Raw genomic sequence first — 12383 nt, forward strand, 5'->3', positions numbered from 1 at the left:
AGTCGAAGCCCTGTCGATCTTTATGCCGCGCTACAATCCCGCCGTCGTCGAACCGAAATGGCAACGATACTGGTCCGAACGGAAGACGTTCGCCGCCCCGCGCTTGCCGCTCGGGCCGAAGTGTTACGTCTTGGATATGTTCCCCTATCCGAGCGGCGACGGCCTGCACGTCGGCCATCCCGAGGGCTACACGGCGACCGATATCGTCTGCCGCTTCGAGCGGATGAACGGCAAGAGCGTCGTCCACCCGATGGGCTGGGACGCCTTCGGCCTGCCCGCCGAGCAACATGCGATCAAGACGCAGCAGCCTCCGCGCACGACCACGGAGCGGAACATCGCCACGTTCCGCCGGCAACTCAAGATGCTCGGCTTCAGCTACGACTGGGACCGCGAACTTTCCACCACGGACGTCGAATACTTCCGTTGGACCCAATGGATTTTTCTCCAACTCTTCGACACTTGGTACGACGCCGCGCAACAGAAGGGGCGCCCGATCGGGGAACTGCCGATCCCGCCCGACGTTTCGGCGGCCGGTGATCTGGAAGTCGAAAAATATCGAGACGACCATCGCCTCGCCTATCAATCGTTTGCCCCGGTGAATTGGTGCCCGGCCTTGGGCACCGTGCTGGCGAACGAAGAAGTGCAGGGGGGCGTGAGCGAACGGGGCGGGCATCCGGTCGTGCGCATTCCGCTCCGGCAATGGATGCTCCGCATCACGGCCTATGCCGACCGGTTGGAAAACGATCTCGCAGGGCTCGACTGGTCGGACAGCATCAAAGCGCTGCAGCGCAATTGGATCGGCCGAAGCACGGGTGCCGAGGTCGACTTCTTCATCGGCCGCGATGCGAAGAACGGCAAGCCGAACCCGCAAGAGTTTAAGCACTGGCGCGACAACCGCGCCGCGGCCGGCTTCCCGCGCACGGCGGGTCCGGAAGTGGTGCGCGTCTTCACGACCCGTCCCGACACGCTCTACGGCGCAACGTATCTGGTCGTCGCTCCCGAGCACCCATTGGTCGCACGGCTGACGACTCCCGATCGCGCGGCCGATGTGCAAGCCTATTGCGAAAAAGCGGCCCGGAAGAGCGATCTCGACCGCCAAGACGCTTCGAAAACGAAGACGGGAGTCTTCACCGGTTCGTTTGCGGCGAACCCGGCGAACAACCGACCGGTCCCGATCTGGATCGCCGATTATGTGCTCGCCGGATACGGCACCGGCGCGATCATGGCCGTGCCTGCACACGATGTGCGCGACTATGAATTCGCCAAGCAATTCGAGTTGCCGATCGTCCCCGTCGTCGATCCCGGCGACAAAGACCCGGCCTTGCGGGCCGAGGTGCTGGCGGGAAGCGTCTGCTTCGCCGAATACGGCACGGCCATCAACTCCAGCGAGTACGACGGCACGCCGACGCTGGAATTCAAACAGAAGATCACGGCCGAGCTTGCGAAGCGCGGCAGCGCGCGCGAAGCGGTGAACTACAAACTCCGCGACTGGCTCTTTAGCCGGCAACATTTCTGGGGTGAGCCGTTCCCGATTCTCCACGAACTCGACGACGCCGGAAACGCGACCGGCCGACTTCGGGCCGTCGAGGCGAAGGACTTGCCGGTGAACTTGCCGACGATGACGGAGTTCAAACCGCACGGCCGTGTCGACCCGCCGCTCGAAGAAGCGCCGCAGGACTGGCTCTACATCACCGTTGACGGCAAGCGCTACAAGCGCGAGACGAATACGATGCCGCAATGGGCCGGATCGTGCTGGTATTTTCTGCGTTTTCTCGACCCGAAGAACACCGAACGCTTGATCGACCCGGAGATCGAAAAGGCCTGGATGCCGGTCGATTTGTACATCGGCGGGGCTGAGCATGCCGTGCTGCATCTGCTCTATGCTCGGTTCTGGCAGAAGGTGTTGTTCGATCGGGGCATCGTCTCGATGGCCGAGCCGTTTCAGAAGCTCGTCAATCAAGGAATGATTCTCGGCGAACTCGAAATTACCGGCTACCAGACCTCGACCGGAGCCTGGGTGAGCGCGAAGGATGCGAAAGAAGGAGACGACGAAAAGCCGGTCGATCGCCGCACGGGCGAGCCGCTGAAATCCGTCAGCGTGCCCGCCGTCGATACGAAAAAGGATGGCGAGTCGTTCGTCCTCGCGGCCGATCCGTCGATCCGGCTCGATTCCCGTTCGTACAAAATGTCGAAAAGCCGGGGCAACGTCGTGAACCCCGACGCCGTGGTGAAGGAATACGGAGCCGATTCCTTGCGGCTCTACGAAATGTTTATGGGCCCGCTCGAGCAAGTGAAGCCGTGGGCGACGAGCGGCGTGAACGGCGTGCGCGGGTTTCTGGACCGCGTTTGGCGCATGATCGTCAACGATAAGGCCGAGGCCAATGAACTGCACTCGGCCGTGCAACCGATCGCGCTCAATGAAGAGCAGAACCGCGTGTTGCACCGGACGATTCGCGATGTGACGCTCGACATTCGTCGGCTGCAGTTCAACACGGCGATCGCGAAGATGATGGAGTTCACCAACTTCTACACCGGCTGCGAGGTTCGCCCGCGCGAGGCAATGGAGAAGATCGTGCTGTTGCTCGCGCCGTTTGCTCCGCACGCGGCAGAAGAACTGTGGGAAATCCTCGGCCACGGGCCGACGCTCGCCTACGAGCCGTGGCCGGTCTACGACGATGCGCTGATCCGCGAATCGTCGATCGAGGTCCCCGTGCAGATTCTGGGCAAAGTGCGCAGCCGGGTGGTCGTCGCAGCCGACGCCGACGACGCGACGCTCGAAGCCGCAGCCCGAGCCGATGAGAAGATCGCGCCGCTATTGGAGGGGAAGACCGTCGTGAAGACGATCATCGTCCCGAAGCGGCTGATCAACTTCGTAGTGAAGTAGCGATAAACCGGCGACGGGTTGGATTCACTTCGCTTGCCGCGCGGTTGGGCAGTTGTCGCACCGACCGGCCCGAAGGACGCGCACCCGGCGGAACCCTCACGACGACGTAACCTCAACTGAGATAGCGTTCTACGGGCGTTTCTCGTACTCTGAAATCGACCTGCGCTCGGCAGCGGCACAGCTTTTGCCCGTTGCACGCGCGTCGCTCCGTGCGATCCGATGAGCCGACGGGCTCGGTAAGCGGATCGTAAACGTCGCGTAGTGTTCGTCCTCGCCGGATTGCATCGTCCGGTGTTCCGCATCGCCGCACCTCCAGAGTCGCTCTTCCATGCGCTTCGAATCCTACGAATCCGAATCGTTCTACGACGAGATGTTCGGGCCCGACGGCGTGCCGCGCAAAAGCGCGGAGCTTCTCGTCCGGAAGATCTCGGCCCTCGGCGACGGCGAATTGCAACGCCGTCAGCAATCGGCCGAGCGCGCCTTGCTGAACATGGGAATCACGTTCAACGTCTACGGCCACGAAGCCGGCACGGAGAAGGTGTGGCCGTTCGACGTGCTCCCCCGCATCATCGAACACTCGGAGTGGCAATACATCGAGCGCGGGCTCAAACAGCGAATTCGCGCGCTGAATCTGTTCATCGATGACTTGTACCACGATCGCAAGATCGTGAAAGACAAGATCGTGCCGCACGACTTGATCGACTCCGGCAAGTGCTACCTGCCACCGTGCCAAGGCTTCGATCCGCCGGGAGGGGTCTGGTGCCACATCACGGGGACCGATCTCGTACGCGATAGCGACGGCCAATTCTACGTGCTCGAAGACAACCTACGCTGCCCGTCGGGCGTGTCGTACGTGATCGAGAACCGCGAAGTGATGAAGCGGACCTTGCCGCAAGTGTTCGAGGGGCTCGGCGTCGTACCGATCGAAGACTATCCCGAACGGCTATTGGAAACCTTGCAACATTGCTCGCCGCGCGGAGTCGACGATCCGACAGTCGTCGTGCTGACGCCGGGCGCTTACAACTCGGCCTATTTCGAACATTCGTTCCTCGCGCAGCAGATGGGGGTCGAACTCGTCGAAGGGCGCGATCTCGTCGTGACCGACGGCTATGTCTACATGCGAACCACGCACGGCTTGAAACGGGTCGACGTGATCTATCGCCGCATCGACGACGACTTTCTCGACCCGCTCGCGTTCCGCAAAGACTCGACCCTCGGCGTGCCCGGCCTCGCCGAAGTTTATCGCAACGGAAAAGTCGCGCTCGCCAACGCGCCGGGCACCGGCATCGCCGACGATAAGGCCGTGTATGCGTACGTGCCGCAGATGATCAAGTATTACCTCGGCGAGGACATGATCTTGCCCAACGTGCCGACGTTTCTCTGCTCCGACGAGAAACAATGTCAGCACGTATTGGCGAACCTCGACACGCTCGTCGTCAAGCCGACGAACGAATCGGGCGGCTACGGCATCATGCTCGGCCCGAAGTCGACGCCGGAAGAACGCGCCGCGTGCGGCGAGAAGATCCGCGAAAATCCACGCAATTACGTTGCCCAACCGATGCTCGGGCTCTCGCGCGTGCCGTCGTTGATCGGCGACCACTTCGAAGGTCGCCACGTCGACCTCCGCCCGTACATTCTCTACGGCAAAGACATCTTCGTGCTCCCCGGCGGTCTGACGCGAGTCGCCTTGAAGAAGGGCTCGATGGTCGTCAACTCGTCGCAAGGGGGCGGAAGCAAAGATACTTGGGTGCTCGGTGCCGATCTCGTCTCTACGAACGGCCACGCCGCAGCGGTCGAAGGCCAAACGCAATCGGCGGATGGAATGACGCAGACGCTCAACGGCATGACACAAACGATGGCCTCGGCCGGAAAGACCGAATCGTAAGGCTTCGCCCGCGGCTCTACGCCGGCACACTCACTTTAACAACGCATTCTCTCGCCCCACTTTTCGAGCCATCGCACCCATGCTCAGCCGCGTCGCCGAATCCGTCTACTGGATGAATCGTTATCTCGAACGGGCCGAGAACGTGGCTCGCTTCGTCGACGTGAATCACAACCTCTCGCTCGATCTCGGGCGCGGCGTGCGCGAGCAGTGGGAGCCGCTCGTCTACACCACGGGCGATCAAGAAGTCTTTCAAGAGCACTACGGCCACGCTTCGCAGCGCAACGTGATCAACTTCCTCACGTTCGATCTGAAGAACCCGAACTCCGTGCTGTCGTGCCTGAAGAGCGCCCGGGAAAATGCGCGAACCGTGCGCGATATCATCTCTTCCGGCGTCTGGGAGGAGATCAATAAGTTCTATCTCTATGTGAAGAACGCCTCGCACGATGCCCGCGTGCTGGAAGAACCGCACGACTTCTACAACCAGGTGAAGCGCAGCAGTCACCTGATTCTCGGCCTGACGCACGCGACCATTTCGCGCGACGAGGCGTGGTACTTCGCACAAATCGGCCGGCTCCTCGAACGGGCCGATAAGACGTCGCGCATCCTCGACGTGAAGTATTACATTCTGCTTCCCTCGGCGGCCGACGTCGGCACGCCGCTCGACACGATCCAATGGGCCGCGTTGCTGAAATCGGCCGGCGCGCTCGAAATGTACCGCAAAAGCCGGGGCCGAATCACGCCGCGCGACGTCGTCGATTTCCTCTTGCTCGACGGGGAATTTCCGCGAGCCATTCGCTACTGCTTGGCGCAAGCCGAGAGCTCGCTCCGCGCGATCCTCGGCACCGCGCATTCCATGTTCCGCAACGAAGCCGAACGGCGTATCGGCCAGCTCCGGGCCGAACTCGACTACGCGCAGATCGACGACATCATCAACAGCGGACTCCACGAATATCTCGACGGCTTCCAAACCCGCGTCAACGCGATCGGCGGTGCGCTCAGCGACACGTTCTTCGAAATTCGTCCGGTCGGCGCCAACGGGCAGCATGCCGGTCAGTTTCAGTAACAGCTTTTCCGATTCGATCCGCCGAGGAGCCGCACCTCCTCTTCAGCCCGTTCGCTCATTTGCTTTTGTCGGCCGAAATCGTCGATGCTTTTTCACATCAAACATGCGACTCGCTACCGTTACACTCGGCCCGTCTTTTGCGAGCCGATGACGATTCGGCTCCGGCCGCGCGAAGACGTGGCGCAGCGCCTGCTGCGTTACAACTTGTGGATCGATCCGGAACCGGCCGGCATGTCGCACTTCGTCGACCTCGACGGCCACACCGCGACGCAAGTTTGGTTCGATCGACTGGTGACGTCGTTGTCGATCGTCGTTTCGAGTACGGTCGAAACGCTGCGGACCAACCCATTCGATTTCCTGCTCGACCCCGTCGCGCTGCGCCTCCCGATGGTCTACCCGACCCCGATCCAGCATGGGCTCATGCCCTATCTGGAGCTTTCGCCTCCGGAGCCGGGCACAACGGTCGACACCTGCTGCGGCGAGCGGGCCCGCGATCCGGCATTTGCGGAAACGCTGGATCGATTGCTGCGGATCACCGGCGCGCAGACGCTGCCGTTTCTTTCCGAATTGACGAACTGGATCCACAGCACGTTCGAAAAGATCATTCGCGATGAAGGGGCCCCGTGTTCGCCGTCGGAGACGTTACGCACGCGGCGTGGTTCGTGCCGCGATTTGACTGTGCTCTTCAACGAACTCTGCCGCGAGGCGGGGCTCGCCGCGCGGTTCGTCTCGGGCTACCACGAGCGCGAGGGCTCCGACGGCCGGCGCCATTTGCACGCTTGGAGCGAAGTTTATCTGCCCGGGGCAGGGTGGCGAGGGTACGACCCGATGGCCGGCCTCGCCGTCGCCGACCGGCATGTGGCACTCGCCTCCGGTGCCGAACCGATCCTCGCCGCTCCGACCTACGGCACGTTCCGCGGGACCGGCGCCAGCTCGACGATGGACACGCAACTCGTGATCCGCACCGCCGACGGCGACTCCGCCGCCGAAGCGGACATCAACGTCGCCACGGTGTAAGCCTAGCCTAAGGCGAGTTTGACGCAGCCTGCGCGCCTATTTCCTACGGCTGCGCGCAAGCAGATAAACGGCGATCCCCAAGACGGCTGCAGGGACGCCGATCGTCGCGACGAGAAACCAATTCGTTACGGCCCCGAAGAGGAACGTCGAAGCGAACAGCGGAAGCAGAAACCCAATGAAGCATCCGAGCGGAATAATCGGCGGGGGACCTTACGAAAGAGAGCTGACGGACGCATCTTGATTCTAAGAATTACGTCGAACGAAGCGACACCGGAGGCACGCCATGCCGCAACTCCCGCCTCGACCGCAAGAAGCGCTGCAATCCGAGGTGGCGGCCCCGCCCGCAGAGGCTCACGTCGGAGCCGGCAAGACTCCGGAGCAACTCGCGAAAGAGAAGAGGGTCGAGGAACTGAAGAACGAATTGGTGGTCTGTTATAGTGGCCCCGACCCAGGAACCGTCATCTTACAAGCAACGCCGTTCGCCGCGATCATCTCGATGGTGCTGGTCTACTACATCTTCCGACGGCGTCCACGACGTGCCGTGCCCGAGCGAATCTTCGACGCCGAGCTCCGTCACGAAAACGCGTTTAAAACGCTCGATTGAGCGAGAAATCAAGTGATTGCGCAGCCCCTTGTTCCGTGGCGTTTGAGTGCGACATGACAGTATCGGTGTAACCCAGCCGACTCAGCTAAACCGTTTCTTCATCTCCGCCGTCACCGCGGCTTGCAGTTCCGCCGGGTCTTGCGTGCCGTCGAAGAGTGCGGCGCAGATCGATCGACAAGCCCGGTGCAGATCGTCGCCGGGGTCGAGTTTCGCGACGAGGGCTTCGATGGCTGCGCGGTCGATGCCGTCGTCGGCCCCAGGCGCGAGGCCCAAGAGACTGCCGTCGCCGGCGAAGCGGTCGTCGTCGGTTCGGTCGCTGGGGCGGTGATCGAGCCGGGGATCGTAAAGGCCGGCGTCGAGTTCGTCGTCGTCGAACTCGCTATCATCACTGTCGCTAAGATTGAGTCGGTTCATGCTTCTGCTCCCCTACCGCGAAACCCGAAGTGCGAGGCGACCGGATGAAATCGTATACGGAACATCTCACGCTGACGCTGCCCGAGCGAATGGCATTCGAAAACATCACGCCGCGGGTCGAAGCCGCGCTGCGCAAAAGCGGCATCCAAGAAGGGATTCTACTCTGCAACGCGATGCATATCACGGCCTCGGTCTTCATCAACGACGATGAGCCGGGCCTGCACGAAGACTACAAACGCTGGCTCGAGCTACTCGCTCCCTTCGACGCCTCGCCGCAAAGATACCGGCACAACCGAACCGGCGAAGACAATGCCGATGCGCATATGAAGCGGCAAGTCATGGGGCGTGAAGTGGTCGTTGCCGTGACGGCCGGCAAGCTCGACTTCGGCCCGTGGGAACAGATCTTCTATGGAGAGTTCGACGGCCGCAGACCGAAGCGGGTGATGATTAAAATCATCGGTGAATAGCGTGAGCGAAGCACGTTCATCGGCGGACGAATGAGCCGTTCTACGGCCGAAAGAGAAGCTTTTGCGGTTTTGCCGAATAAATGGCGCAATGCTTCTACGTGCGCGAAAAGCTTCTTGAGTTCGACGGGCTTGAGCTCAAGAGTTGAGCGGCCTTTTCGCCGCAGTGCGAAGCCTGCCGAGCGACCGCACGGCTTACGCTTTCGACACGGCCCGAAAGTTCCGGCGCGTAAAACTCGACCAAGTGTCGGCCGCGCGAAAACGGTGCTTGAATCTATTTCGATCGGACGGCAAGTTTGATTCAGAACCTGCAAACGAAATGTTATCGAGCGATGTAAAGGCGGCGGCCAAGACGACCGCAGCCTCGCTCGAACGAACGTGAAGCAGGCGGCGGTGGGCAGCGATTGCGGCGAATTTCCAGGCGTAGCTAAGAGGGTGAACGTCATGCTCAGCGGCAACGAGTTTTCGATGGGCCCGGTTTCGAGTTCGGCCGGTGCGAACATCGTGCATATTCCGGTCGACGCCTCTTGGCCGCTCGCGCCGCAGCGCCGCGACTCCGTCGCCGAGGCCTTGCACCGCAAATGGCGCGAAAGCCGAGTTCGGCTGCAATTGGCGATCGACATCGTCGAATCGCCGGTGTTGCTGCTCTATACGACGGGCGAAGTGGCGGCGACGAATCGGGCCTGGCGCATGGCCGCGAAGCTGAACGACATTCGAGATGCGAAGTCGCTAGTCGGCATGAACTATCTGAACGCTTTCCGCGCCGGTGCCGCGGAAGGAAACCGCGACTCGGCGATTTCCGCCGAGGGAATCGAAGGGGTGCTGGAAGGGCGAAGCCGCTCGTTTTATTACAAATATCGCTGGTACACGCCCACCGAACAGCGGCTCTATGCGATGCTTGCCTGGCAGATCGAAGAAGAAGGAACGGCCTATATCGCCGTCTCGCACGAGTTGCTCGAAGCCCATGCCGCTTGGTAAGAGCAGGGACCGGCCGAACCGCACGCCTGCCCGCCGGCCGACGGATTGCGAGAAGAATGCTGCCTGAAATGCTGGGTTTGCTTTATGCAGGCCTAAAGCCGATATTTGGTGCGACGAACTGCGTCGTACTTTGGCGGCTTTTCAGGATAGCGAATCTATGCGCGTGCTCTACGTTGCGGCGGAGTGCAAACCGTTTTCCAAAGCCGGCGGAGTCGGCGACGTCGCCGGGGAACTACCGCCGGTGCTGAAAGAGGCGGGTGTCGACGTCGAGATCGTCACGCCGTGGTACGGCCAAACGTCGATCGACGACTACCAGATCGCGTTCAATGGCGTGCAAGAACGGGTCGGCATCGTGCGGCCGACGCTCAAAGGAGTGCCGGTCCATTTCATCAAGAATGCGACCTACTTCGAGACGAATTATCTCGCGCCGAATGCCCGCAAGCCGCCGTATGCGGACGCGCACCTCTTCAAGAAAGACTACTCGACACCGTACGTCGACAGCGATCGCTATCCGTTTTTCGACGACGCGCTGCGGTTCTCATTCTTCTCCGAAGCCTGCTTGAAATTGATCGAAACGCGCAAGCCCGACATCGTGCATATCAACGATTGGGTGCTCGGTTATCTCTTCGGCAGGATGGAGCAGCTCGGGCTCAAAACGAAGCGCGTGCTCACGATCCACAACATCGGCTATCAGGGAAACTTGGGCGTCGATCGGATCCGTGGCTGGACCGCGGAATCGATCGCGAACGACCCGAAGCTCGGGCCGTTGTTTACCGATCCGCGGCCGGAATGGGAGAGCATCAATCCGCTTCGGCTCGCGATGGAGCTCGCGCACCAAACGAACACGGTGAGCCCGCATTACAAGGCGGAAATCACGCAAAGCGAGGATCCTGCGCGCTACTTCGAAGGAGGCAAAGGGCTCGAGCCTTTCGCAGCAAGGCTCGATCGCGAAGGGCGCTTGCACGGCATTCTCAACGGCTTCGAATACAAGACCGCGCCAAGCGATGCGGGCTTCGCCGAAACGCTCGCGCGGAAGGCCGATGCGAAGCGTGCGCTCGCGAAAGACTTTGCCGAAGCACCGACGTTTTTGCTGGGCTTCGTCGGGCGCGCGGTCGAGCAGAAGTTCAAGCTGCTCACCGAGGAATTCGACGGCCGAAGCGTACTCGAACACATCCTCGAAATGCCGGGCGTGAGCGTGGCCGTCGTCGCGACCGGGCAGCGGGAGTACGAAGACTTTTTGCGAGGGCTCGCGGATCGGCCGAACCTGGCTGCGACGATCGCATTCGACCGGACAAAAGCCCAGCAAATCAGCCTCGGAAGCGATGTTTTCTTGATGCCGAGCCTCTTCGAGCCGTGCGGCATCACGCAGATGGAGTCGCTGAATTGCGCTACGCCTCCGCTGGTGCGCTGGACCGGCGGGCTCGTAGACACGGTGCGCCCGCACACGGCCATCGATGGCACAGGCTTCGGCTTCGACGGCCGATCGCGCGAGGAAGTGCTGCGAAACCTCGTGGGCTCAGTGCGCGAGGCGCGAGATCTTTACACGCGAAATCCGACGAAATTCGCCGAACTGCAGCGACGCGGCTACGGCGAGCGATTCCTCTGGGCCGACGCGGCAAAACGCTACGTTTCGGATCTTTATGAACCGGCAATGCGATCGTAATACGAAGCGACATCAGGCCTGCGACATGGGCTGCCCAAGCTGGTGCATCAGGCCCGGAACTGACGCCAGCTCCTCTTCGACGAGTGCCTGCGGCGACAGTTTTCCGAAATTTGAAAAAGCAAACTGTTGTCGGCACCCACGATTTGCCGAAACTAGGTTCTCACGCGGCGTTCCGGGCGGTATTAAACCCGCTATGGGAGCGGCTTTTAACGCGAATCGCACAGGTTCCAAAAGATTTTCTATTAACCTCCTTGACGCCGAGCCGAAGTTAAGGCAAACTCTGGCCCATGCAGTTGGGGACGTCGACCGGTAAAACAGTCGCTCGTCGCTCGGAAGCAGAGTGATTCCTCTGGGAATCGCGAAAGCCATCCGACGAAACGAACGATATTTGAAAATACCTGGTTGACACGAAGAAAACGAACCGATAAGTTGGTTTCTTCACGACGCAAAGAAGTGTTCACCTAACGGTGGCCAAAGATCGCATTCTTCTGGTTCTGTTCTTGAGCGACTGGCTTTAAGCCAATCGGACCAAGAACGGGAATCAACCGAGAATTCGGCCTCTGCCTACCGGCAGTAAGGTCAGCACCCGTTTTGCGACGGGTGCTGATTTTGTTTGTTCTTTGACAATTTGGTTTGCGGTAATTTGTGGCATCTGAAAATTGACTTAATAGTCAATGGCCTAAACAGCCATTGATTGATTCGGGTCAGTTCTCACGGCACTTAGACAAAATTACTCGGCAATCTGCGCGAAGGTACCAAAGCTTAACTGCGGCGGGAAATCGAGCCGGTTGTTGAAAGATCTAGAATGATCAGGTCGCTCCTTAACGGGAACGGCCTGTGAATAGGTTGCACACAAGATTCCAGCTTTCGTAAAGAACGTTGGATAAATGTGGTCAAGCTATTAAGGGCGTATGGGGGATGTCTTGGCGATAAGAGGCTCTAAAGGACGTGGAAGACTGCGATAAGCTCGGGGAAGCCGTCAAACAGGTTTTGATCCCGAGATTTCCGATACACGTCCGCTGAATCCATAGGCGGGCGGAGCTAACGCGGACAACTGAAACATCTCAGTAGCCGCAGGAATATAAAGAAAACTCGATTCCCTCAGTAGCGGCGAGCGAAGGGGGAGTAGCCCAAACCGCGAAGGTTTTCCTTTGCGGGGTTGTAGGGCCCTTCACATGAGAGTTACCAAGCAATGCACTAGCTGAATCTTCTGGCAAGTTGAACCACAGAGGGTGACAGTCCCGTAAGCGACAGCGCATTGCCTCTCGAGGGGTACCTGAGTAGGTCGAGCCACGTGGAATCTCGACTGAATCTACGGGGACCATCCCGTAAGGCTAAATACTACTTATCGACCGATAGTAAACTAGTAGAGCGATTGAAAGATGAGAAGAACCCCGGCTAGGGGAGGTAC

The 12383-nt window shown here is 60.2% G+C and carries 9 protein-coding genes and 1 rRNA gene; 9 read left to right on the forward strand and 1 reads right to left on the reverse strand.

Going from position 1 to position 12383, the window contains the following annotated elements; translation table 11 throughout:
- The first annotated feature begins 22 nt into the window (after window positions 1-22).
- The 5 genes from leuS (at window position 23) to K8U03_16705 (ending at window position 7453) form a co-directional block, all read left to right on the forward strand.
- Window positions 23-2884, forward strand: a complete 2862-nt coding sequence (leuS, locus tag K8U03_16685; GenBank protein MCE9606530.1) for a leucine--tRNA ligase — start codon at window positions 23-25, stop codon at window positions 2882-2884.
- Window positions 2885-3212: 328 nt separating this feature from the next.
- On the forward strand, window positions 3213-4769 hold the full coding sequence (locus tag K8U03_16690) for a circularly permuted type 2 ATP-grasp protein (protein ID MCE9606531.1): 1557 nt from the start codon (window positions 3213-3215) through the stop codon (window positions 4767-4769).
- A gap of 79 nt (window positions 4770-4848) precedes the next feature.
- A complete protein-coding gene (locus K8U03_16695) occupies window positions 4849-5832 on the forward strand; it encodes an alpha-E domain-containing protein (protein ID MCE9606532.1) in 984 nt (327 codons plus the stop codon).
- 84 nt (window positions 5833-5916) lie between these two features.
- The gene (locus K8U03_16700; GenBank protein ID MCE9606533.1) at window positions 5917-6849 is read left to right on the forward strand and encodes a transglutaminase family protein; all 933 of its coding nucleotides are present in this window, start codon (window positions 5917-5919) and stop codon (window positions 6847-6849) included.
- Between the two features lie 283 nt (window positions 6850-7132).
- Complete coding sequence (locus K8U03_16705) at window positions 7133-7453, forward strand: hypothetical protein (GenBank protein ID MCE9606534.1); 321 nt, start codon at window positions 7133-7135, stop codon at window positions 7451-7453.
- Window positions 7454-7534: 81 nt separating this feature from the next.
- On the opposite strand, the gene K8U03_16710 is transcribed toward K8U03_16705, so the two are convergent.
- A complete protein-coding gene (locus K8U03_16710; protein MCE9606535.1) occupies window positions 7535-7867 on the reverse strand; it encodes a hypothetical protein in 333 nt (110 codons plus the stop codon).
- 44 nt (window positions 7868-7911) lie between these two features.
- On the opposite strand from K8U03_16710, the gene K8U03_16715 reads away from it, so the two are divergent.
- From K8U03_16715 to K8U03_16730, 4 genes are all read left to right on the forward strand, one after another.
- Window positions 7912-8334 carry a secondary thiamine-phosphate synthase enzyme YjbQ gene (locus K8U03_16715; GenBank protein MCE9606536.1) on the forward strand — a complete coding sequence of 141 codons (423 nt, stop codon included), beginning with the start codon at window positions 7912-7914 and terminating at the stop codon, window positions 8332-8334.
- A 441-nt stretch (window positions 8335-8775) separates the two neighbouring features.
- Complete coding sequence (locus K8U03_16720; GenBank protein ID MCE9606537.1) at window positions 8776-9309, forward strand: hypothetical protein; 534 nt, start codon at window positions 8776-8778, stop codon at window positions 9307-9309.
- A 157-nt stretch (window positions 9310-9466) separates the two neighbouring features.
- Entirely contained in the window at window positions 9467-10972 is a 1506-nt protein-coding gene (locus K8U03_16725) for a glycogen synthase (protein MCE9606538.1), read from the forward strand.
- Between the two features lie 891 nt (window positions 10973-11863).
- Window positions 11864-12383 (forward strand): 23S ribosomal RNA (locus K8U03_16730); the annotation flags it as partial.

It is taken from the genome of Planctomycetia bacterium (genome assembly GCA_021413845.1).
GTDB lineage: Bacteria > Planctomycetota > Planctomycetia > Pirellulales > PNKZ01 > PNKZ01.

Bases quoted from the DNA above. Each gene is read 5' to 3' on its own strand.
- leuS (MCE9606530.1), top strand. From the start codon at position 23: ATGCCGCGCTACAATCCCGCCGTCGTCGAACCGAAATGGCAACGATAC.
- K8U03_16690 (MCE9606531.1), top strand. From the start codon at position 3,213: ATGCGCTTCGAATCCTACGAATCCGAATCGTTCTACGACGAGATGTTC.
- K8U03_16695 (MCE9606532.1), top strand. From the start codon at position 4,849: ATGCTCAGCCGCGTCGCCGAATCCGTCTACTGGATGAATCGTTATCTC.
- K8U03_16700 (MCE9606533.1), top strand. From the start codon at position 5,917: ATGCTTTTTCACATCAAACATGCGACTCGCTACCGTTACACTCGGCCC.
- K8U03_16705 (MCE9606534.1), top strand. From the start codon at position 7,133: ATGCCGCAACTCCCGCCTCGACCGCAAGAAGCGCTGCAATCCGAGGTG.
- K8U03_16710 (MCE9606535.1), bottom strand. From the start codon at position 7,867: ATGAACCGACTCAATCTTAGCGACAGTGATGATAGCGAGTTCGACGAC.
- K8U03_16715 (MCE9606536.1), top strand. From the start codon at position 7,912: ATGAAATCGTATACGGAACATCTCACGCTGACGCTGCCCGAGCGAATG.
- K8U03_16720 (MCE9606537.1), top strand. From the start codon at position 8,776: ATGCTCAGCGGCAACGAGTTTTCGATGGGCCCGGTTTCGAGTTCGGCC.
- K8U03_16725 (MCE9606538.1), top strand. From the start codon at position 9,467: ATGCGCGTGCTCTACGTTGCGGCGGAGTGCAAACCGTTTTCCAAAGCC.